The organism is Pseudomonas sp. UBA5568 (assembly GCF_002425525.1).
GTDB classification, from domain to species: Bacteria; Pseudomonadota; Gammaproteobacteria; order Pseudomonadales; family Pseudomonadaceae; genus Aquipseudomonas; species Aquipseudomonas fulva.
Genome location: NZ_DIMK01000045.1, coordinates 21,704 through 44,437, shown reverse-complemented (window position 1 = coordinate 44,437; position 22,734 = coordinate 21,704). Strand labels below are relative to the sequence as shown.

25 protein-coding genes are annotated in these 22,734 nt (G+C 62.7%); 14 read left to right on the top strand and 11 right to left on the bottom strand.

The features are described from left to right. The first annotated feature begins 141 nt into the window (after positions 1-141). From B2S33_RS14105 to recX, 3 genes are all read left to right on the top strand, one after another. Entirely contained in the window at positions 142-624 is a 483-nt protein-coding gene (locus tag B2S33_RS14105) for a CinA family protein (RefSeq protein ID WP_027913896.1), read from the top strand. Positions 625-726: 102 nt separating this feature from the next. Further along, a complete protein-coding gene (gene recA / locus B2S33_RS14100) occupies positions 727-1,794 on the top strand; it encodes a recombinase RecA (protein ID WP_023534161.1) in 1,068 nt (355 codons plus the stop codon). 20 nt (positions 1,795-1,814) lie between these two features. Continuing rightward, positions 1,815-2,282 carry a recombination regulator RecX gene (recX, locus tag B2S33_RS14095; RefSeq protein WP_027913897.1) on the top strand — a complete coding sequence of 156 codons (468 nt, stop codon included), beginning with the start codon at positions 1,815-1,817 and terminating at the stop codon, positions 2,280-2,282. Positions 2,283-2,297: 15 nt separating this feature from the next. On the opposite strand, the gene B2S33_RS14090 is transcribed toward recX, so the two are convergent. Both B2S33_RS14090 and B2S33_RS14085 read right to left on the bottom strand, forming a co-directional pair. Continuing rightward, on the bottom strand, positions 2,298-3,407 hold the full coding sequence (locus B2S33_RS14090; RefSeq protein ID WP_049695539.1) for a TIGR00730 family Rossman fold protein: 1,110 nt from the start codon (positions 3,405-3,407) through the stop codon (positions 2,298-2,300). A 118-nt stretch (positions 3,408-3,525) separates the two neighbouring features. Beyond that, on the bottom strand, positions 3,526-3,945 hold the full coding sequence (locus tag B2S33_RS14085; RefSeq protein ID WP_027913898.1) for a quorum-sensing-regulated virulence factor family protein: 420 nt from the start codon (positions 3,943-3,945) through the stop codon (positions 3,526-3,528). A gap of 210 nt (positions 3,946-4,155) precedes the next feature. Between B2S33_RS14085 and B2S33_RS14080 the strand changes: the two genes are divergently transcribed. From B2S33_RS14080 to B2S33_RS14070, 3 genes are all read left to right on the top strand, one after another. Beyond that, positions 4,156-4,866 carry a tRNA-uridine aminocarboxypropyltransferase gene (locus tag B2S33_RS14080; protein WP_059183695.1) on the top strand — a complete coding sequence of 237 codons (711 nt, stop codon included), beginning with the start codon at positions 4,156-4,158 and terminating at the stop codon, positions 4,864-4,866. A gap of 175 nt (positions 4,867-5,041) precedes the next feature. Beyond that, positions 5,042-5,692, top strand: coding sequence for a response regulator transcription factor ErdR (erdR, locus tag B2S33_RS14075; protein WP_288650526.1), 651 nt, complete (start codon positions 5,042-5,044; stop codon positions 5,690-5,692). A 73-nt stretch (positions 5,693-5,765) separates the two neighbouring features. Beyond that, a complete protein-coding gene (locus B2S33_RS14070; protein ID WP_027913901.1) occupies positions 5,766-6,134 on the top strand; it encodes a diacylglycerol kinase in 369 nt (122 codons plus the stop codon). 32 nt (positions 6,135-6,166) lie between these two features. Here the strand turns inward: B2S33_RS14070 and B2S33_RS14065 are convergent, their stop codons facing one another. Beyond that, complete coding sequence (locus B2S33_RS14065) at positions 6,167-7,093, bottom strand: LysR family transcriptional regulator (protein WP_049695540.1); 927 nt, start codon at positions 7,091-7,093, stop codon at positions 6,167-6,169. Positions 7,094-7,214: 121 nt separating this feature from the next. On the opposite strand from B2S33_RS14065, the gene fpr reads away from it, so the two are divergent. Continuing rightward, positions 7,215-7,994, top strand: a complete 780-nt coding sequence (fpr, locus tag B2S33_RS14060; RefSeq protein ID WP_023534074.1) for a ferredoxin-NADP reductase — start codon at positions 7,215-7,217, stop codon at positions 7,992-7,994. A gap of 79 nt (positions 7,995-8,073) precedes the next feature. Here the strand turns inward: fpr and B2S33_RS14055 are convergent, their stop codons facing one another. After that, positions 8,074-8,580 carry a SprT family zinc-dependent metalloprotease gene (locus B2S33_RS14055; protein ID WP_288650536.1) on the bottom strand — a complete coding sequence of 169 codons (507 nt, stop codon included), beginning with the start codon at positions 8,578-8,580 and terminating at the stop codon, positions 8,074-8,076. A 168-nt stretch (positions 8,581-8,748) separates the two neighbouring features. Between B2S33_RS14055 and ttcA the strand changes: the two genes are divergently transcribed. Then, a complete protein-coding gene (gene ttcA, locus B2S33_RS14050; RefSeq protein WP_023534071.1) occupies positions 8,749-9,573 on the top strand; it encodes a tRNA 2-thiocytidine(32) synthetase TtcA in 825 nt (274 codons plus the stop codon). A 3-nt stretch (positions 9,574-9,576) separates the two neighbouring features. Beyond that, positions 9,577-10,248: a DNA-3-methyladenine glycosylase I gene (locus B2S33_RS14045; protein WP_288650525.1), complete on the top strand. Its 672-nt coding sequence runs from the start codon at positions 9,577-9,579 to the stop codon at positions 10,246-10,248. Between the two features lie 24 nt (positions 10,249-10,272). Here the strand turns inward: B2S33_RS14045 and B2S33_RS14040 are convergent, their stop codons facing one another. The 3 genes from B2S33_RS14040 to arsC are packed head-to-tail and all read right to left on the bottom strand — an operon-like array spanning position 10,273 to position 11,634. Beyond that, positions 10,273-10,686, bottom strand: coding sequence for a DUF2069 domain-containing protein (locus tag B2S33_RS14040; protein WP_027913905.1), 414 nt, complete (start codon positions 10,684-10,686; stop codon positions 10,273-10,275). Beyond that, positions 10,679-11,284, bottom strand: a complete 606-nt coding sequence (gene wrbA / locus B2S33_RS14035) for an NAD(P)H:quinone oxidoreductase (RefSeq protein WP_059183696.1) — start codon at positions 11,282-11,284, stop codon at positions 10,679-10,681. The genes B2S33_RS14040 and wrbA overlap by 8 nt, the downstream gene beginning before the upstream one ends. Beyond that, the gene (arsC, locus tag B2S33_RS14030) at positions 11,281-11,634 is read right to left on the bottom strand and encodes an arsenate reductase (glutaredoxin) (protein ID WP_027913907.1); all 354 of its coding nucleotides are present in this window, start codon (positions 11,632-11,634) and stop codon (positions 11,281-11,283) included. The genes wrbA and arsC overlap by 4 nt, the downstream gene beginning before the upstream one ends. 85 nt (positions 11,635-11,719) lie before the next feature. Between arsC and B2S33_RS14025 the strand changes: the two genes are divergently transcribed. Then, on the top strand, positions 11,720-12,184 hold the full coding sequence (locus B2S33_RS14025; protein ID WP_027913908.1) for a TlpA disulfide reductase family protein: 465 nt from the start codon (positions 11,720-11,722) through the stop codon (positions 12,182-12,184). A gap of 75 nt (positions 12,185-12,259) precedes the next feature. On the opposite strand, the gene B2S33_RS14020 is transcribed toward B2S33_RS14025, so the two are convergent. The 4 genes from B2S33_RS14020 to B2S33_RS14005 are packed head-to-tail and all read right to left on the bottom strand — an operon-like array spanning position 12,260 to position 16,924. After that, on the bottom strand, positions 12,260-12,664 hold the full coding sequence (locus B2S33_RS14020) for an META domain-containing protein (RefSeq protein ID WP_027913909.1): 405 nt from the start codon (positions 12,662-12,664) through the stop codon (positions 12,260-12,262). Then, positions 12,661-13,098 carry a hypothetical protein gene (locus B2S33_RS14015; RefSeq protein ID WP_027913910.1) on the bottom strand — a complete coding sequence of 146 codons (438 nt, stop codon included), beginning with the start codon at positions 13,096-13,098 and terminating at the stop codon, positions 12,661-12,663. The genes B2S33_RS14020 and B2S33_RS14015 overlap by 4 nt, the downstream gene beginning before the upstream one ends. A 31-nt stretch (positions 13,099-13,129) precedes the next feature. Further along, positions 13,130-14,119: a 2-hydroxyacid dehydrogenase gene (locus B2S33_RS14010; protein WP_288650523.1), complete on the bottom strand. Its 990-nt coding sequence runs from the start codon at positions 14,117-14,119 to the stop codon at positions 13,130-13,132. A 48-nt stretch (positions 14,120-14,167) separates the two neighbouring features. Beyond that, entirely contained in the window at positions 14,168-16,924 is a 2,757-nt protein-coding gene (locus B2S33_RS14005) for a response regulator (protein ID WP_027913912.1), read from the bottom strand. A gap of 270 nt (positions 16,925-17,194) precedes the next feature. On the opposite strand from B2S33_RS14005, the gene cysM reads away from it, so the two are divergent. The 4 genes from cysM (at position 17,195) to mazG (ending at position 22,709) form a co-directional block, all read left to right on the top strand. Further along, positions 17,195-18,094: a cysteine synthase CysM gene (gene cysM / locus B2S33_RS14000; protein WP_280076607.1), complete on the top strand. Its 900-nt coding sequence runs from the start codon at positions 17,195-17,197 to the stop codon at positions 18,092-18,094. Next, on the top strand, positions 18,095-19,453 hold the full coding sequence (gene rlmD / locus B2S33_RS13995) for a 23S rRNA (uracil(1939)-C(5))-methyltransferase RlmD (RefSeq protein ID WP_145280667.1): 1,359 nt from the start codon (positions 18,095-18,097) through the stop codon (positions 19,451-19,453). Positions 19,454-19,549: 96 nt separating this feature from the next. Next, complete coding sequence (gene relA / locus B2S33_RS13990; RefSeq protein WP_027913915.1) at positions 19,550-21,790, top strand: GTP diphosphokinase; 2,241 nt, start codon at positions 19,550-19,552, stop codon at positions 21,788-21,790. 85 nt (positions 21,791-21,875) lie between these two features. Continuing rightward, positions 21,876-22,709, top strand: coding sequence for a nucleoside triphosphate pyrophosphohydrolase (gene mazG / locus B2S33_RS13985; protein WP_027913916.1), 834 nt, complete (start codon positions 21,876-21,878; stop codon positions 22,707-22,709). Positions 22,710-22,734 lie beyond the last annotated feature (25 nt).

The following is a 22,734-nucleotide window of genomic DNA, read 5'->3' as shown; positions in this document are numbered from 1 at the left end:
TTTTCGGTGCGATGCAGGCGCCGAACGCCGTGCCTGCCCACCATGGGTGCCGCGCCAGGGGCTTGGAAAACCTGAACGTTTGCCGGGCAAGCTTCTCTATTGGGGTGATAGGGTAGTAGTCAGTCTACAAGGAGCCCTCGCATGGACCCGATTACCACACTCGCCACTCGCCTGGGTGACCACCTTCAACGCCTGGGGGCGCATGTGAGCACCGCCGAATCCTGTACCGGCGGCGGCATTGCCGAGGCCATTACCCGGATTGCCGGCAGCTCGGCCTGGTTCGAAGCCGGCTACGTGACCTATTCCAACCGGCAAAAAACGCGTCAGCTCGGGGTGCCCGAAGCGTTGTTCGGGCAGGTGGGCGCCGTAAGTCAGGAGGTGGTCGAGGCCATGGTCAAGGGCGCGCAGCTGGCCAGCGGCGCCCGCTTTGCCGTGGCGGTCAGCGGAGTGGCCGGCCCCGGCGGCGGTTCGGCCGACAAGCCCGTGGGGACTGTATGGTTGGCCTGGAGCGATGGCCAGCAGGTCGTCAGCGAGCGTCGTCAGTTCGACGGCGACCGCGAGGCCGTGCGGCGCCAGACCGTCATCGCCGCCTTAGAAGGCTTGTTACAGCTTGGCATCGGTTAAATCGAAATCGGGGGTTTGCTCGAACGCTCGCCTGTGGAATAATACTGGCTACTTATACAGTTATCCGGCCATCAGGGCCAAGTCGAACACGTGAGGATTTCAATGGACGACAACAAGAAGCGCGCCTTGGCTGCGGCCCTGGGTCAAATCGAACGTCAATTCGGTAAGGGCGCGGTCATGCGCATGGGCGACCATGAGCGCCAAGCCATCCCTTCCATTTCCACTGGCTCTCTGGGGCTGGACATCGCGCTGGGTATCGGCGGTCTGCCAAAAGGCCGTATCGTCGAAATCTACGGCCCGGAATCGTCAGGTAAAACCACGCTCACGCTCTCGGTCATCGCCGAAGCCCAGAAAAGTGGCGCCACCTGTGCGTTCGTCGATGCCGAGCATGCTCTTGATCCGGAGTACGCTGGCAAACTGGGCGTCAACGTAGACGACCTGCTGGTTTCGCAGCCTGACACGGGTGAGCAGGCGCTGGAAATTACCGACATGTTGGTACGGTCCAATGCGGTCGACGTCATCATCGTCGACTCCGTGGCGGCGCTGGTACCCAAGGCTGAAATCGAAGGCGAAATGGGTGACATGCACGTGGGCTTGCAGGCTCGTCTGATGTCCCAGGCGCTGCGCAAGATCACCGGTAACATCAAGAACGCCAACTGCCTGGTTATCTTCATCAACCAGATCCGTATGAAGATCGGCGTGATGTTCGGTAGCCCGGAAACCACCACCGGCGGCAACGCACTGAAGTTCTATGCCTCGGTTCGCCTGGACATCCGCCGCACCGGTGCAGTCAAGGAAGGCGACGAGGTGGTGGGTAGTGAAACCCGCGTCAAGATCGTCAAGAACAAGGTGGCGCCACCATTCCGTCAAGCGGAATTCCAGATTCTGTACGGAAAGGGTATCTACCGTAACGGTGAAATCATCGACCTGGGCGTGTCTCAGGGCCTGGTCGAGAAATCGGGTGCCTGGTACAGCTACCAAGGCAACAAGATCGGTCAGGGCAAGGCGAATGCTGCCAAGTACCTGCATGAGAATCCCGCTATCGGTAGCGAAATCGAGAAGCAGATCCGCGACAAGCTGCTCAATGCCGGTGCTGTAGCCGCTGCTGCCAAGGCTGCAGCCGCACAGGCCGATGCGGGTGACGTGGCCGAAGCCGAAGCTGGCTATTGATCACGCGACCGTAGCCGAACATGCCTGCCGTACTCGACACTCCCGTCGCCATTCGGCGGGCAGCCATGGACCTGCTTGCGCGACGTGAGCATGGTCGCGTGGAATTGACCCGCAAGTTACTTCAGCGCGGGGCGTTGCAGACGCTGATCGAGCCTGAGCTCGATCGGCTGAGCGACGAAGGCTTGCTGAGTGAAGCTCGTTATCTGGAAAGCTTCATTCGCTATCGATCCAGTTCAGGTTATGGCCCTGCCCGAATCCGTGAGGAGCTCGGGCAGCGCGGCTTGGCGCGTGGTGATATCGACGCGGCGCTTCGCGAGAGTCAAATTGACTGGGGCGAGCGGCTGTTTGAAGTATGGCAGCGCAAATATGCCGGGCAACGCCCTGAAGACCCCAAGGCGCGTGCGCAGCAAATGCGTTTCCTCGCCTATCGCGGTTTCCCCATGGACATGATTGGCAGGCTGCTTAGTGGTCGAGGCTGGGACGACTGAGCGCACAGCCTGCGCCTAGGATAGGTCCGGCAAACGCTGTTCAAGGCAGGTCGGTGGCGCAACAGCCCAATGTTGCGGCAGATTGATGAAGTCCACCAGCTCTCGCAGTCGGCCTTGATCACGGCCGGTAAAAGCGAAGCTCAGGCGTGTCAGGTGCCCAAAATCCCCGGTCTCGTTTTCGACATTGCTGTCAGGCGTTTGCTCGAAGCTGCCGCTCAGGCAGAGATCACTAAACCGCTCGCCAATTGCGTGCAACGCTTCGGGCGTGAGTGGCCGGTGCATGCGCAGGACGAACTGGCGTTTCAGCCAGCGGCTGGAGTGGTAGTTTCGGTAAAACTGATTGATTTCCTCGACAGCTTCGTCAGCACTGTGCACCAGGCGCAGCAGTTTGAGGTCGCCTGGGAGGATGTAGCGGTTGTCCTGCAACTGATGGCGAATGAACGTCAGGCAGTCCTGCCAGAAAGTACCCTGCGGCGAGTCCAACAGCACCACCGGTACCAGCGGGCTCTTGCCTGTCTGGATAAGCGTCAGCACTTCCAGTGCCTCATCGAGCGTACCGAACCCTCCGGGGCACAACACCAGCGCGTCCGCTTCCTTGACGAAAAACAACTTGCGAATGAAAAAGAAGTGAAACGACAGCAGCTTGTCGGTGCCGTCTATCGTTGGGTTGGCATGTTGCTCGAAGGGCAGGGTGATGTTGAAGCCAAGGCTGTTGTCGGCGCCTGAACCTTCATGGGCGGCGGCCATGATACCGCCACCACCCCCGGTGATGACCATCAGGTCCGAGCGGGCCAGCGCAGCACCCAGCTCACGGGCCAGGGCATACATGGGGTGCTCCAGCGGCGTACGCGCCGAGCCGAAGACGGTGACCTTGCGGCGATGCTTGTGGCGACGCAGTGCGCGAAAGGACTGGTCGAGTTCGCGCAGTGCTTGCAGGGTGATCTTGGTGCTCCAGCGGTCGGCATCGTCATGGGCCATGCGCAGGACCGTCAGCATCATGTCGCGATAGAGGGGCAGGTTGGGGCTATCGGGGGCCACGCGTTCGAGTTGCGCGTCGATGTAGCTCAGGTCGATGTCATGATCGCGGAAGTGGCTGGAAAGCAGGTCATTCGATTGATAGGGCATGCAACTTCTCCTTCTGCACCTTATCAATCTAGCCCTTTAGCACCGGTCACGCCCAGCCCATATCAGGGCGTCGGGCGCATGAGGGCGCCCGGACGGGGCTTGAGCGGTAGTCGAAGATTTACTTCTTCTTGTTACCGGCAACGCAGCTGGCGCTGTCGAAGGCCTGATCCATCAACGGCTGATTGGTCTTGTAGACCGTGAAGCGGTACACCATCACTGCGCCCTTGGACATCAGGTTGCGGAACCCACTGTTGCGGCAAACGCTGTCGCCCAACTGGCTACGCACCTGCTCAGGGTTGGCCTGCATGCGCGCAGCATGGTCGGCGCGTACGCTGAGGTGATTGATCAGGGCCTTGCCTTCGACGGTATAGCCTTGGTCGAGAATGTCTTCGTTGATGGCGCGGGGTGTGCCGACGCTGCTTTCCTTGGCAACCTTCTGCAGCATCGTGTTCAGGTCATAGTCCTGCTTGGAAGCCGCCTGGGCTGCAAGTGGCAATGCGAGCAGCAAGCTCAGGGCGGGGGCGATAAGGCGCAGCATGGATCTCTCCTGGTTCGGTGACTGGCGCTTGGACAGGCAAGGACAGGCGGCGTTCCGTAATCGCTGCCGCCCGTATGGCGCTTGAAATCGCGAGTATAGGGGCGCACTGGTCGTCTGCACAGCAACTGGCCAGCATTCTGGTAAACTGCCGGCCGTTTTCAATCGAGCAATTGCTGTGACTGCCACCTCTCTTCTGCACCGCGTGCCGGCATGAGTCATGCCGTCGCACGGCTGCGCGCCGAACGCCTGGCACGCAGCAACAAACCCTTCGTCGCACGCGGCTCACGTGCCGAGCGTTGCCCGGGCTGCCGGGTCATCGCCACGCATTGCCTGTGTGACTGGAAGCCCAGTGTCAGTGCCGAGTCGGGCATCTGCCTGTTGATGCACGATACCGAGCCGCTCAAGCCAACCAACACCGGCTGGCTCATCGCTGACCTGATCGAAGACACATCAGCCTTCGGCTGGCTGCGCACCTCGGTGGACGAAGGCTTGCTGGCGTTGCTCGATGACCCGCAATGGCAACCGTACATCGTGTTCCCGGGTGAATTCGTGGCGCCGGAGCGCGTCGTGACGGACGTGGTGCGCTCGCCTGAGAAGCGGCCATTGTTCATCCTGCTCGACGCCACCTGGACCGAGGCGCGCAAGATGTTCCGCAAAAGTCCGTACCTGGAGCGTTTTCCGGTGCTGAGCCTGCAGCCCGAGCAGATGTCGCGCTACCGCCTGCGCCGCTCGCGGCGCGATGACCACTTCTGCACGGCGGAAGTAGCCGCCATGTGCCTGGACCTGGCTGGGGACCACCTCGCCTCACAGGCACTGGATGCCTATCTGGACGTCTTCAGCTTGCACTACCTCAGTGGCAAGCGTCGCCTGCCTCTGGATGAGCAGGATGCTGTTCACCAGCGCCTGCATACCTTTCTATAGTCCAAGGGGCAGCCTACCGGCTTTGGTTCATAATGGCCGGCATGCCGCCGAGGCGGGTTGAACGACTGGCAGGCTGGCTTGACCTTTGCCGTTGCCGCTCGGCATCCTTGGCGCCGATTCCCGCCAACGTGCCCGTGTCGACGGGCCCTTGGTACAGAACAGGATCCTTAGATCGATGGCCACATATGAAATCCTGATTGCCGATGACCACCCGCTGTTTCGCGGTGCACTGCGCCAGGCCGTAACCCTGGGCATGGGCCCGGACGTGCGCCTGGTGGAAGTGGCAAGTATCGCCGAGCTGGAAAACCGCCTGAGCGAGAAGGCAGACTGGGACCTGGTGCTGCTGGACCTGAACATGCCGGGTGCCTATGGTTTTTCCGGATTGGTCCTGCTGCGCGGGCAGTACCCGCAGATACCGGTGGTGATGGTTTCGGCGCAGGAGGAGGCTGCGGTCGTGGTCAAGTCCCGCGAGTTCGGCGCCAGCGGGTTCATTCCCAAATCGAGCACCCTTGAAGTGATTCAGGATGCGGTGCGCAAAGTGCTCGATGGCGACGTGTGGTGGCCACCGCAGGCGTTCGAGAAGGTCGATGTGCCTGCCGAAGCGAAGGCTGCCAGCGAAGGCCTCGCTAGCCTCACGCCGCAGCAGTTTCGGGTGCTGACCATGGTCTGCGAGGGCTTGCTGAACAAGCAGATCGCCTACGAGCTGAGTGTGTCCGAAGCTACCATCAAGGCCCATGTGACGGCCATTTTCCGCAAACTGGGCGTGCGCACGCGCACCCAGGCCGCTTTGTTGCTGCAACAACTTGAAACGGTTGCCAGCACCTGACTGTACGTGGCTTCACGCTTTTTTGACCCTTGCCAGCCTAGTCTGCCGGCCTTTTTGTAGCTAAGCGAACCTCATGACGCCATCACCTTTCAAGGGCCAGACTGGCCTGAAACGAATCCTCAACGCCGCAGGCTATTCCCTGGACGGGCTGCGCGCCGCCTTCAAGGGCGAGGCTGCGTTCCGCCAGTTGGTGCTGCTCAACGTCGTGCTGGTGCCTGTTGCATTCTGGTTGCCGGTAAGCCGTGCGGAGCGGGCGATCATGATCGCGGTGTGCCTGCTTGGACTGATCGTCGAGCTGTTCAATTCGGCGGTGGAGGCGGCGATCGATCGCATTTCTCTCGAACGCCACCCGTTGTCGAAGAACGCCAAGGACATGGGCAGCGCTGCCCAGCTGGTGTCGTTGTGCATGGTGGCGATCGTGTGGGGCGTGATCCTGCTGTAGGGCTGCACCGTGGGGCGCAGCGCCTGGACGGCTCAGGCTATCGGCGGCAGCACGATCTCGTCGCTGCGCGTGACGCCAGCTGTGAAGTGGCGACAGAGTTCCAGAAACTCGCGCATCGCCGAGGTCTGGTATTTCTGCTTGTGCCAGATGAAGTAGAACTGGCGCATCAAGTCCAGCTCGGGTGTTTCCACTGCCACCAGGCTGCCTCGGCGAAAGGCATCGCGCAGGGCGAGGCGTGAAATGCATCCGATGCCCAGGCCCGATTCCACGGCGCGCTTGATGGCCTCGGTGTGCTCCAGTTCCAGGCGGATGTCCAGCTGTGCGCGGTGGTGCCGCATGGCCTGGTCGAACGTCAGGCGCGTGCCCGAGCCTTGCTCGCGCAGGATCCAGGCCTCACGGGCCAGCGTGGCGATGTCGGCGCGGCCCTGCCTGGCCAATGGATGTTGAGGGGCGCAGAACACCACCAGTTCATCCGCCACCCAAGGCTGCACCTCAAGGTCCGGATGATTGCAATCACCTTCGATCAGACCCAGGTCAATTTCGTGGTGGGCAACTTGCTGCACGATATGCACGGTATTTTGTACGTGCAGCTTCACCTGGCTTTCGGGGTGTCGCTGCATGAAGCTGCCGATCAGCAGGGTTGCCAAGTAGTTGCCAATGGTGAGCGTAGCGCCCACGGCGAGGGAGCCGAAGCCTGACTTGCCGTTGAGCAGGTCCTCGATCTCCTTGGCCTGGTCCAGTAACGCCACAGCTTGTGGCAGCAACTGGTGACCCAAGGCATTGAGGCTCAGGCGCTTGCCCGCGCGGTCGAACAGCTGGCAACTGCTCTGGCGCTCAAGCTCGGTGATGGAGGTGCTGGCAGCCGACTGCGACAGCGCGAGCACGCTGGCAGCGCGTGAAACGCTCTGGTGCTGGGCGACGGCCACGAAGACCTGCAGTTGACGTAGTGTGAATCGCATATCGATATAACCGATAACACATATCTTGATAATCCAGTTAACAGATATTGTCGCTGCCCCTAAACTATCGCGCAACTCTGCGCCTCATGCGCGCTGCGACTTTTTTCAGGAGCCCCATTAGATGAGCAACATGAACCACGAACGTGTCCTCAGTGTGCACCACTGGAACGACACGCTGTTCAGCTTCAAGTGCACCCGTGATCCGGGGCTGCGCTTCGAGAACGGTCAGTTCGTGATGATCGGCCTGCAGCAGGACTCCGGCCGTCCGCTCATGCGCGCCTACTCCATCGCCTCGCCGAACTGGGAGGAGCACCTGGAGTTCTTCAGCATCAAGGTGCCCGACGGCCCGCTGACCTCGCAGCTGCAGCACCTGAAGGAAGGCGATGAGATCATCATCAGCAAGAAGCCTACCGGTACGCTGGTGCTCGACGACCTCAACCCTGGCAAGCACTTGTACCTGCTCAGCACCGGCACTGGCCTGGCGCCGTTCATGAGCGTGATCCAGGACCCTGAAACCTACGAGCGTTTCGAGAAGGTGATCCTGGTCCACGGCGTGCGCTACGTGAACGAAGTGGCCTACCGTGAGTTCATCACCGAGCACTTGCCGCAGAACGAATTCTTCGGCGATGCCGTACGCGAAAAGCTGATCTATTACCCGACCGTTACCCGCGAGCCTTTCGAGAATCAGGGCCGTCTGACCGACCTGATGCGCAGCGGCAAGTTGTTCAGCGACATCGGCCTGCCGCCGATCAACCCGCAGGATGACCGCGCGATGATTTGCGGCAGCCCGAGCATGCTCGATGAGACCAGCGAAGTGCTGGACAGCTTCGGCCTGAAAATCTCCCCACGCATGCGCGAGCCGGGCGATTACCTGATCGAGCGAGCGTTCGTCGAGAAGTAAGGCGCGCTCAGCATGACCAGACGGTCCGTTGACCCCGCGTCAACGGACCGTTTTTTTGCCTGCTTCATCACTCAGGCCGCTATTCGACCCGCGTCTGGCCGCTGTAGAACAGCAGCTGCCTGCAACGTTTGCACAGGTACCGACGGCCTTGCCCTACCAGCGCGTGCCGCTGCGCCGTGAACGCAAACTCGCTTTGCGGGCAGGGGCAGCGGTAGAGGTAGCGGGTCACCACGCGGCGCTTGACGGCGTAGTTGTGACAGCGCGCGGGCGGTAGTTCGTAGACGCCGCGCATGATCAACTGCCACTCCTGCCCGTGGGCCTGGATACCTTCGCCGAAGACCTGGTGTGCGACCAAGTGGGCGACCTCGTGCGCCACGGTCTGGCGCAGGAAGTCTTCGTGGTTCTCGCGGTAGAGCTGCAGGTTGAAACGCAGCTTGTTTTCGTGCAGGTGAGCGACCCCGGCTTTTTGCCCGCGCAGCTTGAAACTGATCTTCGGGCGGGGGAAGGCGCGATCGAAAAACCGTTCAGCTTGCTGATAGCAGGTTTCAACGCGTTGGATGAGCAGTTCGGGCATGGGGCAATGAATCCTCTGGCGACCATTATGCCGCAGCGGCAGTGCGCTCACCCAGCCATTGGTCACACGGCGGGTTATTCGAGCGTGATCGCCCTGAAGTCTTTGTCGGAATGCCTACAGCCCAGCTGGAATTGTGCGTAAAATAGCCGGCTTTTGTCACACCTCGCGGATTCAAGCGCTATGGGCACCCTTTCGGTCAACCAGAACAAATTGCAAAAACGCCTGCGTCGTCTCGCCGGCGAAGCCATCACCGACTACAACATGATCGAGGATGGCGACAAGGTCATGGTCTGCCTGTCCGGCGGCAAGGACAGCTACACCATGCTCGATGTTCTGTTGCACCTGCAGAAGGTGGCGCCGATCTCGTTCCAGATCGTGGCGGTGAACATGGACCAGAAGCAGCCGGGCTTCCCCGAGCACGTGCTGCCGGCCTACCTCAAGGAACTGGGCGTCGAGTACCACATCGTCGAGAAGGACACTTACTCGGTGGTCAAGGAGCTGGTCCCGGAAGGCAAGACCACCTGCTCGCTCTGCTCACGCCTGCGCCGCGGTACCTTGTACACCTTCGCCGATGAAATCGGTGCCACTAAGATGGCGCTAGGCCATCATCGTGACGACATCGTCGAAACATTCTTCCTCAACATGTTCTTCAACGGTGCCCTCAAAGGCATGCCGCCAAAACTGCGTGCCGACGACGGCCGTAACGTGGTGATCCGTCCGCTGGCCTATTGCAGCGAGAAGGACATCCAGGCGTACTCGGACATGAAGGCGTTCCCGATCATCCCCTGCAACCTCTGCGGCTCGCAGGAGAACCTGCAGCGTCAGGTGGTCAAGGACATGCTGGTCGAATGGGAGCGCAAGCACCCGGGCCGTACCGAAAGCATCTTCCGCGCCCTGCAGAATGTCGCGCCGTCGCAGTTGGCCGACCGCAATCTCTTCGATTTCACCAGCCTGACGATCGATGAAAACGCCACCCCGCGTTTTCTTGACGTGGTGAACATCTGACTCATGCGTGATTATCAGTGGTTGCACGAGTTCTGCCTGAACCGCTTCGGCTCTGCCCGCGCCTTGGAGGCGGCCTTGCCGCACCCCCGTAGCCCGGAGCAGCTAAGGGCGACCAGCGCTGATCGCTACTTGTCGACCCTTGCCCTGCGTGTGTTTCGCGCCGGGCTCAAGCACAGCCTGGTGGACGCCAAGTGGCCGGCCTTCGAGCAGGTGTTCTTCGGCTTCGACCCGGAAAAGGTCGTGCTGATGAGTGCCGAGCACCTTGAGCGGCTGATGCAGGACACCCGCATCATCCGGCACCTGGGCAAGCTCAAGAGCTTGCCGCGCAACGCCCAGATGGTGCTGGACATCGAAAAACAGTGGGGCAGCTTCGGCGACTTCATCGCCGATTGGCCAGTCACCGATATCGTGGGTTTGTGGAAATACCTGACCAAGCACGGCAACCAGTTGGGCGGTTTGTCCGCGCCACGTTTCCTGCGCATGGTCGGCAAGGACACCTTCGTGCCTACCGACGATATGTCGGCAGCGCTGATCGCTCAGAAGGTCATCGATAAGAAGCCCACCAGCCAGCGCGACCTGGCCCTGGTGCAGGACGCCTTCAACCAGTGGCACGAACAAAGCGGCCGGCCATTGTGCCAGCTGTCGGTGATGCTGGCCCACACCGTCAATCACTGAGCCGACGGGGCGGGCCCGCCCCCATCAGTTGCCTTCGCCGGCCAGGCGCCTTTGGTACTGGAACTTCCAGCGCACATACAGCAGCGCAGCCGTGAACAGCCCCAGGCTGAGCAACAGCTCAAGCCAGCCAGACAGCGCCCGGGCAGGATCGAACGCTGCCACCACCCCCTTGATGAAGTAGATGTTGACCACGAAACAGGCCCAGGCATGAGCCCGGGCGCTGGCGCTTAACATGCCTGGCAATACCAGCAGCAGTGGCAGCAGTTCGATGGCCAGGATCACGCTCACCCGCGCGCCATGCAGGTTGGCGAACCACAGGTTGTTGACCACCAGCAGCGCGATCAACCCCAGCACGAAGGCCAAGCTCAGCGCCCGCGTCACCCGCACCCGGGGTGCCAGCCATGCTTGCGCAGGCAGCGGTTTTCGCGCCTTAGCCACGCGTGGTCTCCAAAGCTTTGGCCGTGGTCGCCAGGCGTTGCCCCAAGGCGCGGCACAAGGCGATTTCGTGCTCATCGAGGTCACGCTTGCCGTCGGCGCCGGCGTGGTGGCTTGCCCCGTAAGGTGTGCCGCCGCCACGGGTCTCGATCAGGGCTGACTCGCTGTAGGGCAGGCCCAGTACCAACATGCCGTGGTGCAGCAAGGGCAGCATCATCGACAGCAGGGTGCTCTCCTGGCCACCGTGCAAGCTCGCGGTGGAGGTGAACACACCGGCGGGCTTGCCCACCAGCTCGCCGCCCAGCCACAAGGGGCTGGTACCGTCCAGAAAGTATTTGAGCGCAGCGGCCATGTTGCCGAAGCGGGTAGGGCTGCCCAGGGCCAGCCCCGAGCAGTGGCGCAGGTCGTCGAGGGTGGCGTAGGGTGCGCCACTGGTCGGCACGTCGGGCGCGACCGCCTCGCATTCGCTGGACACTGCCGGTACGGTGCGCAGGCGTGCTTCCATGCCGCCCAGCTCGATGCCACGGGCGATGTGCCGGGCCATCTCGCTGGTCGAGCCATGGCGGCTGTAGTAAAGCACCAGGATGTAAGGTTCGCTCACGGCAGGATCTCCAGGATTTTTTCGGGTGGGCGGCCGATCACGGCCTTGTCGCCGGCTACCAGAATTGGCCGCTCGATCAGCTTGGGATGGGTCGCCATGGCGTCGATCAGCTGGGCGTCGCTGAGTGTCGGGTCGGCCAGGTTCAGTTGAGCGTAGTCGTCCTCGCCCGTACGCAACAGTTGACGGGGCGGCATGCCCAGCTTGTCCAACAGCGCCTTGAGCGTGGCCACATCGGGGGGTGTTTCCAGGTAGCGCACCACGGTAGGCGCCAGGCCGCGGGCCTCGAGCAGATCCAGCGCGCCGCGGGATTTGGAGCAGCGCGGGTTATGATAGAGCGTCAGGTCAGTCATGTGGGGTCGCATCCGGCAAGGTGTGACCGGTATTCTAACCGCAGCGACTGTCCCATTTGCTCTAAAACTCGAGAAGGATTGACCCATGGCAAGGCGTCTGGCAGCAGTAATGGCCATCACCGCGAGCCTGTTGCTTGGTGGCTGCGGTGCCGATTATGGCGTGGACCAGCATGGCAACACGGTAAAGGCCGAACACCTGGATGGGCACTGGCTGGTGCTCAACTACTGGGCGGAGTGGTGCGGGCCCTGCCGCACCGAAATTCCCGAGCTCAATGCCGCTGCCAAGCAATGGGCCGCTGACGGCATCAAGGTGGTGGGGGTGAATTTCGATGGCCTGCAAGGCGCGGACCTCAAGCAGGCGGCCGACACGCTGGGCATCGGTTTCACCGTGCTGGCCCAGGACCCCGCCGAGCGCTACGACCTGCCCCGCAGCGAAGCGCTGCCGGTGACCTACATCATCGATGACAAGGGCAAGGTGCGTGAGCAGTTGCTCGGTGAGCAGACGCTCGAAGGCTTGAAGGCCAAAATCAAGGCCCTGAAACAGGGCTAACGCTGGCACGGGCGGTGCTAACGGGGCGCTGACCTGTCACGCCAGGCCAGGCCCCGTGGGTAACGGGCCGCCTGATCAGCCCTCTTCAGGCCACAGGCGCAGCGGCTTGCCGTCGGTTGGCCACAAGCGCAGTTGCTGATCGGGCGCCAAGTCCCAGCGCGTCACCTTGCCAAGGGCCTGCAGGAAGCGTTTTTCCTGTTCCATCAAGGCCGGTGCACACAGCTTGCGGGTGCTGCCGACGCTGCCAAAACTCAAGCGCCCGCCGTCGAGGGTGTAGGCCGCGAACCAGTGATTGCAGCCTGCATTGCCGTAGGCGCGCCCGTCGCTGCCCAGGGTCATGCTCAAGTGGCTGTCGTCGAGCAGGGGGCGCTCCCCGATCCACTCCAGTACGTAGCTGCGGTCTTGCTGCAGGTCCGAAGGGGCTGTCGCGCAGCCAATCAGGCCGGTGACGATCAGTGCGCTGGTGAGCAGGTGTTTCATTGTGCAGGCTCCTGGCAACGGGGGCAGAGGTGCCGGGCGTCCTGGCTTGCCCAGCCCAGTTCGGCGATGCGGGCGTTGGCTGCAGGCTGACGCGCTGCTTTGCCCAGCTTGGCATCGACCGCAAATTCGAAATCCAGTACCGCATCGCAGCTGTCGCACGCCACTTGCCAGGCCAGAATCTCCAGTTCGTGGAAGACCGGCCCGTTGGCCACGGCAACCCACTGTCCACGCGGGTTGATCAGGTGCCGGACGCTGTCCACGGTCAGGCGCATGGTCAAGTCCTTGCTGCCCTTGAGGGTGACCAGCAGGGTATCGCCCTTGTGCATCGAGCCGCCGTTGCCTGTGACCTGGTAGCGACCAGGCACCAGGGCGCGGCATTCGATCAGCGTGTGCTGCGGGTTGAAGAGGGTGTAACGAAAATCGTGTTCGACCATGGGTCCTCCCTAAATGCCGCGTATCCTAGCATTAACCGGTCACCAGGTTCTGCGCCCTGCCTGCCGCCCAGCTGGCAATGTTCTCGAGGGTCGTCTGGGCAATGGCCTGCAAGGCCTCGTGGGTGAGGAAGGCTTGATGGGCAGTCACGATCACATTGGGGAATGTCAGCAGGCGCGCCAGCACATCGTCCTGCAGGGGCAGGTCCGAACGGTCTTCGAAGAACACTTTGGCTTCTTCTTCGTAGACGTCCAGGCCCAGGTAGCCCAGCTGGCCGCTCTTGAGCGCATCGAGCAATGCCGGCGTATCGACCAGCGCCCCGCGCCCGGTATTGATGAGCATGGCGCCAGGTTGCAGGTGCGCCAGGCTCTGCGCATCGATCAGGTGCCGGGTGCCTGGCGTCAACGGGCAGTGCAGGCTGATGATGCGTGCCTGGCCCAGCAACGCTGGCAAACTCATGTAGCGCACGCCCAAGGCCTCAAGCTGCGGGTCGGGGCAGGGGTCGTAAGCCAGCAGTTGGCAGCCGAAGCCAGCCATGATGCGCGCGAAGGCCGCGCCGATCTGGCCGGTGCCGACCACCCCGACGGTCTTGCCATGCAAGTTGAAACCGGTCAGGCCGTGCAAGGTGAAGTCGCCTTCCCGTGTGCGGTTGTAGGCCCGATGCAAGCGCCGATTGAGCGCCAGTATCAGCGCCACGGCGTGCTCGGCCACGGCTTGGGGCGAGTAGGCCGGCACGCGCACCACGTCTATCCCCAGTCGCTTGGCCGCAGCCAGGTCGACATGGTTGTACCCCGCCGAACGCAACGCCACCAGGCGCGTACCACCGCGCGCCAGGCATTGCAGCACCGTCGCGTCGAGCTCGTCGTTGATGAAGGGGCAGACCACATCAAAGCCCTGGGCCAGCGGCGCGGTATCGGCCGTAAGTCGGGCGGACTGAAAGTGCAGTGCCACGCCGCCGCCTAGGGCGGCCTGGGTGAAACTCTCCTGGTCATAGTGCTGACTGCTGAAGAGCAGGGCGCGCATGGTGGCTCCTTGTGCATGGGCACTGGTCGGTGGAAAGGGCGGGTGCCTTCAAATACTCAGCCTGGCCTCGGCTGCCAGCCGGCTGATCGCGTTGTCCAGTTCATCGAGCGCCTCCCCAGCCAAGGGGCTGTCCTGTTTGAGCAGGGTTTCGCTGCGTTGGCAGGCGGCACGTAGTTGAGGTACACCGCAGTAGCGAGAAGCGCCGTTGAGCCGGTGCACCTGCTCGATGAGCGTATGACGGTCATGCGCTTCACGCGCACCCAGAATGGCGGCGCGGTCATCTTCCAGCGAGGCCAGCAGCATGCTCAGCATGTCGGCGGCCAGATCGGCTTTGCCTGCCGCCAGGCGCAGGCCTTCGTCATGGTCAAGCACCTTCAACTCGTCAGGCCCGGTGGGCAGGCCCGACGGCATCTGCGGCGACGGGCCAAGGCTCAGGCCGGTCCACTTCATCACCACCTGTGCCAGCTGCCGCTCGCTGATCGGCTTGGTCAGGTAGTCGTCCATGCCGCCATGGAGCAAGGCGCGTTTTTCATTGGCCATTGCGTGGGCGGTCAGCGCAACGATCGGCAACGGGTTGCCGCTCTGGGTGTTTTCCCAGAGGCGAATCTGTTCGGTACAGGCGCGTCCGTCCATGCCAGGCATCTGCACGTCCATCAGTACCAGGTCGAACGGTTCGCTCTGCACGGCCTGTACCGCCGCGTAACCATTGTCGACAGCCGTCACCCGGGCGCCCAGGTCTTCCAGCAAGGTCTGCACCAGCAAGAGATTGGCCGCATTGTCATCCACGCACAGCACCTTTGGCTGGCGCTGCTGGCCCGCCATGGCGCTGACCTCGCCCTGCAACCGGCGGGGCTGGACCATTTCCAGCAGCAGGCGGCGCAGCTTGCGTGTGCAGGATGGCTTGGACAACAGCTGACCGTGGCCATTGGACAGGTAAGGGTGATAGAGCGCCTGTTCGGTGGTGGGGCACAGCACCACGCACTGGCAATGATGCCGCTCCAGGTGCTGGTAGTACTGGCCCAGTTGTTCGGGCGCCAGGGAGCCCACGTTGGCGCCCAGCACGGCGAAGTCGAACGGCTGCCCCGCCTGGCTGGCAGCTTGCACCGCCTGCACCAGTTGCTCGTAGGAGGTAAAGACACAGACGCTCAGGCCGCAGTCCTGCAATTGGTGCTCCAGAGCCTGTCGCGCCAGTTCGTGGCCATCGACGATGGCGGCGCGACGCCCGAGCAAGGGCTGCAGAGGGAGCTCCTCGGCATCGTCGTGCGCCTTGGGCAGGTTCAAGCTGATCCAGAATTGCGAGCCCTCGCCAGGGGTACTGTCGACGCCGATCTCGCCACCCATCTGCTCGATCAGGCGCTTGGAGATCACCAGCCCCAGGCCAGTACCACCTGGCTGGCGGGCCAGGGAGTTATCAGCCTGGCTGAAGGCCTGGAACAGCGTACGTACGTCTTGAGGCGACAGGCCGATACCGGTGTCCTGGACACTGATGCGCAACTGGGCGCTGTCCTCGTGCTCGTCCTCGAGCATGGCACGCACGACGATGGTGCCTTCGCGGGTGAACTTGATCGCGTTGCTGACCAGGTTGGTGAGGATCTGCTTGAGCCGCAGCGGGTCACCGATCAGCGAGGAGGGCGTATCGCGGTAGATCAGGCACAGCAGCTCAAGCTGCTTGGCATGGGCCGCCGGCGCCAGGATGGTCAAGGTGTCCTGGATCAGGTCGCGCAGGTTGAAGGGGATACTGTCGAGCACTAGCTTGCCCGCCTCGATCTTAGAGAAATCGAGAATCTCGTTGATGATCCCGAGCAAGTTGTCAGCTGACTTCTCGATGGTGTTCAGGTAGTCCACCTGGCGTGGCATCAGCTCGCTTTTCTGCAGCAGGTGGGTAAAGCCCAGAATGCCGTTGAGCGGCGTGCGGATTTCATGGCTCATGTTGGCCAGAAATTCCGACTTGATCCGACTGGCTTCCAGGGCCTCCTTGCGGGCCATGTCCAGCTCGATGTTCTGGATCTCGATGGTTTCAAGGTTTTGCCGGACGTCTTCGGTGGCCTGGTCGATGCTGTGCTGCAGCTCTTCGTGGGCACTGTGCAGGGTCTCGGCCATGCGGTTGATGCCGTGGGCCAGTTCGTCCAGCTCGTGACTGCCCATGGCCGGCAGGCGCTCCTCCAGGTGGCCGTCCTTGAGCTGGTTGACGGCATGCTTGATGCGCTCGATCGGGGTGTTGATGGCACGGCTCATGCGCAGGGCCAGCAGCCCGCTGACCACCAAACAGGCCAGGATCAGGAGCAGCGTGGTGAAGAGGTTGCGGTAGCCGCGCAGCAAGGTGCCGTCATGGGACAGTTCGATTTCCACCCAGCCCAGCAAGCGTTCGGCTTCGGCAGGCACGGCGTCGGTGGCTAGGTCGCGGTGGTGGCCGAACACCGGCATCAGGTAGCGAGTGGCATCGTTGCCACTGCGTTGTAGCAACTGGGTGCCGCTGCCGCCACTGGGTGGTTGGTTGAGCATGCTCGGGCCGGCATGGGCCAGCCGACTACGGTCCGGCGTCAGGAAGGCGACGGCGCGTACGTCGGCCTGTTCGAGGGTCTGCGCGGCAATGCGCTCCAGTTGTGCAGGCGCCTTGCGGGCCATGGCCGGGGCTGCCAGCGGCGCCAGCTGCTCGGCCAGCATCTTGCCCCGTTGCAGCAATTGCGTGCGCAGGTCGCTCTGTTGCAGCCAGGTGAAATAGCTGCCCAGTACCAAGGCCATCAATCCGGCTGGCAGCAGCGCCAGCAACAGCACACGGCTGCGAATTCCCAAACGGTCGAGCACACTCGCCTCCTGTCAATGTGCCTGGATGCCGCCTTGCAAGGCGGCCAAGCGGGGACGTTACTCCGCCTCGCCAGCCATTGCACGAGTTAACTCCGTGCGCATGGGCAGCCTGCGCATTGGCATGGGTCTACAGGGCCTGCGCAGTGCGTGGGCAAGGCATTGCACAGGCTTTATAGCTTGCAGCTATATGCACCTCAGATTGCGTGATATGGCGAAGCAGGGTTTGCCGGTATGATGGTCGCCCCTGCCGTCCGGATTGTGAAAGACACCATGACCTTGCAGTATCCAACCATCGCCGATTGCGTCGGCAATACGCCCCTGGTTCGCCTGCAGCGCCTGGCTGGCCAGACCAGCAATACCTTGCTGCTCAAGCTCGAGGGCAACAATCCTGCCGGCTCGGTCAAGGATCGCCCCGCGCTGTCGATGATCGCCCGTGCAGAATCGCGCGGTCAGATCAAACCCGGCGATACGCTGATCGAAGCCACTTCCGGCAACACCGGCATCGCCTTGGCCATGGCGGCGGCAATCCAGGGTTACAAGATGATCCTGATCATGCCCGACAACTCCACGGCCGAACGCAAGGCGGCGATGGCAGCCTACGGCGCCGAGCTGATCCTGGTGACCAAGGAAGAGGGCATGGAAGGGGCCCGCGACCTGGCCCAGCAGCTGGAAGCCGATGGCCGTGGCGTGGTGCTCGACCAGTTCGCCAACGGTGACAACCCGATTGCGCACTACACCAGTACCGGCCCGGAAATCTGGCAGCAGACCCAGGGGCGCGTTACCCACTTCATCAGTTCGATGGGCACTACCGGGACCATCATGGGGTGCTCGCAGTACCTCAAGGAGCAGAACCCTGCGGTGCAGATCGTCGGCTTGCAGCCGATGGAAGGCGCGGCCATTCCGGGTATTCGCCGCTGGCCCCAGGAATACCTGCCAAAAATCTTCGACGCAGCCCGGGTCGATCGCATCGTCGACATGTCCCAGGACGAGGCCGAGCAGACCATGCGCAGGCTTGCTCGTGAAGAGGGCATTTTCTGCGGCGTGTCTTCCGGTGGTGCAGTCGCCGCCATGCTGCGCCTGTCCCGGGAAGTGGAAAATGCCACGTTGGTGGCCATCATCTGCGACCGCGGCGACCGTTACCTGTCCACTGGCCTGTTCGATCCGAGCTAAATGTCCAAGAAGAAAACCAACAGCGGTCTGCGCTTTCAGCCAGCCGGTGGCAATCGTAGTCCCCAGGTTCCCGTGGGCAAGAAGCAACGCCTGGTCATCGAGCGCCTGTCAGGGGACGGTCGCGGTATTGCCTTCCATGAAGGGCGCACCTGGTTCGTCACCGGCGCCCTGGCAGGCGAGGAGGTCGAGTCGAGGGTGCTCAATGCCCGTGGCAAAGTGGTCGAGGCGCGGCTGGAGCGGGTGCTCCAGGCCAGTCCCGAGCGCCGCGAAGCCCCGTGCAAGTACTACGGCCAGTGCGGGGGGTGCAACCTTCAGCACCTGCCCCACGAGGCCCAGCTAGCGCTCAAACAGCGCACCCTGGCCGAGCAACTGCAACGGGTGGCCGGTGTGCAGCCCGAGCAGTGGGCCGCGCCCTTGACCGGGGCCGCTTTCGGCTACCGTCGTCGCGCCCGTGTGGCCGTGCGCTGGGACCCCAAGACCCGCCAGTTGGCCGTCGGCTTCAGGGCGCAGGCCAGTCAGGACATCGTTGCCATCGATGATTGCCTGGTGCTGGTACAGCCCTTGCAGTCGATCCTGCGTCACTTGCCTACGGTGCTGCGCTCGTTGGTCAAGCCCCAGGCCCTGGGCCATGTGGAACTGTTCAGCGGCACGGCCGAGGCGGTGCTGGTGCGTCATGTCGCGCCGTTGCCGCCCGACGATGTAGCGCGCTTGCAGGCGTTCTGCGCCGAGGCCAACGCGCAGCTGTGGTTGCAGGGTGAAGGCGAGCCGCAGCCGGTGGATGCCACTGGGCCGTTGGGTTTCGTCCTGGCGCCTTGGCAGCTGCAGCTGGACTGGCGCCCCGGCGACTTCGTGCAGGTCAATGCCCAGGTCAATACCGCCATGATCGAGCAGGCCCTGGCCTGGCTCGCTCCGCAGCCCGAAGAGCGGGTACTGGACTTGTTCTGCGGCCTGGGCAATTTTGCCTTGCCGCTGGCACGGCACGCTCGTGAGGTGGTGGCGGTAGAGGGCGTGCAGGCCATGGTCGATCGCGCGGCGGCCAACGCCCGCGGCAACGATGTGCATAACGCGCAGTTTTTTCAGGCCGATTTATCGCAGCCGTTGACGGGCATGGAATGGGCCGCCGAGGGCTTTTCTGCGGTACTCTTGGACCCACCGCGCGACGGTGCATGGGAGGTGGTGCAGGGCATCGCCCGTCTTGGGGCCAAGCGGCTGGTCTATGTATCGTGCAACCCGGCCACGCTGGCGCGAGACGCCCAAGTGCTGGTCGGGCAGGGGTACCGGTTAACAAGGGCCGGGATTCTCGACATGTTTCCTCAAACGGCGCATGTCGAAGCCATGGCGTTATTCGAAGTGGGCTAGCCAGCTGGCCCCTTGGTGCGGCTTCCAGGGAATGGCAGCCGTGCGGTGATTGCCAGTGCACCCGCAGGGTGCGCTGTATGGAAAGGTAAAACAAAGATGGTACAGGTGAGAGTGCACCAGCCGGTCAATACCGACGGCAGTATCAATCTCGAAGCGTGGTTGGACCATGTGGTCAGCGTCGATTCGGCGCTCGACCGCGCAGCGCTCAAAGAGGCCTGCGAGTTTGCCCAGGAAGTCGAGAAGAAGGGCAACCCGGCCAAGCATTCCTGGGCCGATGGTACGTCGAGCTATCAGGCAGGTCTTGAGATCGCCGAGATCCTCGCGGACCTCAAGCTTGACCAGGACTCCCTGGTAGCGGCGGTCATCTACCGCGCTGTGCGAGAAGGCAAGGTCACCCTGGCCGAAGTCAGCCAGCGCTTCGGGCCGGTCGTGTCCAAGCTGATCGATGGCGTGCTGCGCATGGCTGCGATCAGTGCCAGCCTCAGCCCCCGCCAGTCGCTGGTGCTCGGCTCCCAGGCGCAGGTCGAGAACCTGCGCAAGATGCTGGTGGCGATGGTCGACGACGTTCGCGTGGCGTTGATCAAGCTGGCCGAACGCACCTGTGCCATTCGGGCGGTCAAGTCCGCTGACGACGAGAAGCGCCTGCGGGTGGCGCGGGAAGTGTTCGACATCTACGCCCCCCTGGCCCACCGTCTGGGTATCGGGCATATCAAGTGGGAACTGGAAGACCTGTCGTTCCGCTACCTCGAGCCCGAGCAGTACAAGCAGATCGCCAAGCTGTTGCACGAGCGCCGCCTGGACCGTGAACGCTTCATCAGCGATGTCATGAACCAGTTGCAGAACGAACTGCTGGCCACCGGGGTGAAGGCGGACATCAGTGGCCGCGCCAAGCACATCTACTCGATCTGGCGCAAGATGCAGCGCAAGGGCCTGGAATTCAGCCAGATCTACGACGTGCGCGCCGTGCGGGTTCTGGTCCCCGAGATACGCGACTGCTACACCGCCCTGGGTATCGTGCACACCTTGTGGCGTCACATCCCCAAGGAATTCGACGACTACATCGCCAACCCCAAGGAAAACGGCTACCGCTCCCTGCACACGGCTGTGATCGGCCCGGAAGGCAAGGTGCTGGAAGTGCAGATCCGCACCCACGGCATGCACGAGGAAGCGGAGCTTGGCGTCTGTGCCCACTGGCGATACAAGGGCACCGACGTCAAGCCCAGCTCAAACCACTACGAAGAAAAGATTTCCTGGCTGCGCCAGGTACTGGAGTGGCATGAAGAACTGGGCGACATCGGGGGGCTGGCCGAGCAACTGCGGGTCGACATCGAGCCCGACCGGGTGTACGTATTCACCCCGGACGGTCACGCCATCGACCTGCCAAAAGGGGCGACGCCCCTGGACTTCGCCTACCGGGTACACACCGAGATCGGCCACAACTGCCGGGGTGCCAAGATCAACGGGCGCATCGTGCCGCTCAACTACAGCCTGCAGACTGGCGAGCAGGTCGAAATCATCACCAGCAAGCATGGCAACCCGAGCCGTGACTGGCTGAACTCGAACCTGGGCTATGTCACCACCTCGCGCGCGCGGGCCAAGATCGTGCACTGGTTCAAGCTGCAGGCGCGCGACCAGAACGTTGCCGCCGGCAAGACGCTGCTCGAACGCGAGCTCAGCCGGTTGGGCCTGCCGCAGGTCGACTTCGAGCGCCTGGCCGAGAAGACCAACGTCAAGACGGCCGAGGACATGTTTGCGTCCCTGGGGGCTGGGGACCTGCGCCTGGCGCACCTGGTCAACGCGGCGCAACAGCTGCTGGAGCCTGAGCGCATCGAGCAGATCGAACTGGTGCCGCGCAAGCCCAGTGGGCCGCGTGGGGGTAAGCGTGGCGACATCCAGATCCAGGGCGTGGGCAACCTGCTGACGCAGATGGCCGGTTGCTGCCAGCCCTTGCCTGGCGATGCCATCGTCGGCTACATCACTCAGGGGCGCGGGGTGAGCATCCACCGCCAGGATTGCGCCTCGGTGTTGCAGCTGGCCGGCAAAGAGCCAGAGCGCATGATCCAGGTCAGCTGGGGGCCGATACCGGTACAGACCTATCCGGTCGATATCGTCATCCGTGCCTATGACCGCCCCGGTTTGCTGCGCGATGTCTCCCAGGTGCTGCTCAACGAGAAGATCAACGTGCTGGCGGTCAACACCCGCTCGAACAAGGAAGACAACACGGCGCTGATGTCGCTGACCATCGAGATTCCCGGTTTGGACGCCCTTGGGCGCTTGCTGGGGCGTATCTCGCAGTTGCCGAACATCATCGAGACACGGCGTAATCGTACGCCCTGAACCACGTGTGCACGATTTGCGGGTAGACCGCCTCACCTGTGGGGCCGGTTTGCCCGCCAAGCCCGACCGTCAAGGACTTGCCTGAATGACCTACACCCTCCAGGACCTGCTTCACCTCATGGCTCGCTTGCGCGACCCGCACTACGGCTGCCCCTGGGACCTGAAGCAGGACTATGCCAGCATCGTCCCGCACACCCTCGAAGAAGCTTACGAGGTGGCGGACACCATCGAACGCGGCGATTTCGAGGACTTGCAAGGCGAGTTGGGTGATCTGCTGTTCCAGGTGGTCTACTACAGCCAGCTTGCTCGGGAGGAGGGCCGTTTCGCGTTCGACGGCGTGGTGGATGGCATCACCCGCAAGCTTATTCGTCGCCACCCGCATGTCTTTCCGACCGGGGACCTGTATGCGCCGCTGGAGACGCCCAGCCTGAGCGATGCGCAGGTCAAGTCACGCTGGGAAGAAATCAAGGCGCAGGAGCGGGCGCAAAAAAGCCGACCAGAGCAGCTGTCGTTGCTCGACGATGTGCCGACGGCATTGCCTGCCTTGTCCCGGGCGGCCAAACTGCAAAAACGTGCGGCCACCGTCGGTTTCGACTGGCCCGAGGCCTTGCCGGTTGTGGACAAGGTGCGTGAGGAACTCGGCGAAGTGTTGCAGGCCATGGCCGACGGGGACAACGATGCGCTGGAAGACGAAGTAGGCGATTTGCTGTTCGCGGTGGTCAACCTGGCGCGTCACTTGAAACATGACCCTGAAAACGCCTTGCGCCGAGCCAATCGCAAGTTCGAGCGACGTTTTCGCTTTATCGAGCAGGCGTTGCGTGACAGCGGCACTGCCATTGAAGATTGTAACCTTGATGCGCTGGACACCCTTTGGGGTGAAGCCAAGCGTCAGGAAAAGAACCTGCCCAGCTGCGGCTGAGCTGTTGCATAAGTGAGTGAACATT

Coding starts and splice junctions, on each gene's coding strand:
- B2S33_RS14105 (WP_027913896.1), top strand. CDS start 142: ATGGACCCGATTACCACACTCGCCACTCGCCTGGGTGACCACCTTCAA.
- recA (WP_023534161.1), top strand. CDS start 727: ATGGACGACAACAAGAAGCGCGCCTTGGCTGCGGCCCTGGGTCAAATC.
- recX (WP_027913897.1), top strand. CDS start 1,815: ATGCCTGCCGTACTCGACACTCCCGTCGCCATTCGGCGGGCAGCCATG.
- B2S33_RS14090 (WP_049695539.1), bottom strand. CDS start 3,407: ATGCCCTATCAATCGAATGACCTGCTTTCCAGCCACTTCCGCGATCAT.
- B2S33_RS14085 (WP_027913898.1), bottom strand. CDS start 3,945: ATGCTGCGCCTTATCGCCCCCGCCCTGAGCTTGCTGCTCGCATTGCCA.
- B2S33_RS14080 (WP_059183695.1), top strand. CDS start 4,156: ATGAGTCATGCCGTCGCACGGCTGCGCGCCGAACGCCTGGCACGCAGC.
- erdR (WP_288650526.1), top strand. CDS start 5,042: ATGGCCACATATGAAATCCTGATTGCCGATGACCACCCGCTGTTTCGC.
- B2S33_RS14070 (WP_027913901.1), top strand. CDS start 5,766: ATGACGCCATCACCTTTCAAGGGCCAGACTGGCCTGAAACGAATCCTC.
- B2S33_RS14065 (WP_049695540.1), bottom strand. CDS start 7,093: ATGCGATTCACACTACGTCAACTGCAGGTCTTCGTGGCCGTCGCCCAG.
- fpr (WP_023534074.1), top strand. CDS start 7,215: ATGAGCAACATGAACCACGAACGTGTCCTCAGTGTGCACCACTGGAAC.
- ttcA (WP_023534071.1), top strand. CDS start 8,749: ATGGGCACCCTTTCGGTCAACCAGAACAAATTGCAAAAACGCCTGCGT.
- B2S33_RS14045 (WP_288650525.1), top strand. CDS start 9,577: ATGCGTGATTATCAGTGGTTGCACGAGTTCTGCCTGAACCGCTTCGGC.
- arsC (WP_027913907.1), bottom strand. CDS start 11,634: ATGACTGACCTGACGCTCTATCATAACCCGCGCTGCTCCAAATCCCGC.
- B2S33_RS14025 (WP_027913908.1), top strand. CDS start 11,720: ATGGCAAGGCGTCTGGCAGCAGTAATGGCCATCACCGCGAGCCTGTTG.
- B2S33_RS14020 (WP_027913909.1), bottom strand. CDS start 12,664: ATGAAACACCTGCTCACCAGCGCACTGATCGTCACCGGCCTGATTGGC.
- B2S33_RS14015 (WP_027913910.1), bottom strand. CDS start 13,098: ATGGTCGAACACGATTTTCGTTACACCCTCTTCAACCCGCAGCACACG.
- B2S33_RS14010 (WP_288650523.1), bottom strand. CDS start 14,119: ATGCGCGCCCTGCTCTTCAGCAGTCAGCACTATGACCAGGAGAGTTTC.
- cysM (WP_280076607.1), top strand. CDS start 17,195: ATGACCTTGCAGTATCCAACCATCGCCGATTGCGTCGGCAATACGCCC.
- rlmD (WP_145280667.1), top strand. CDS start 18,095: ATGTCCAAGAAGAAAACCAACAGCGGTCTGCGCTTTCAGCCAGCCGGT.
- relA (WP_027913915.1), top strand. CDS start 19,550: ATGGTACAGGTGAGAGTGCACCAGCCGGTCAATACCGACGGCAGTATC.
- mazG (WP_027913916.1), top strand. CDS start 21,876: ATGACCTACACCCTCCAGGACCTGCTTCACCTCATGGCTCGCTTGCGC.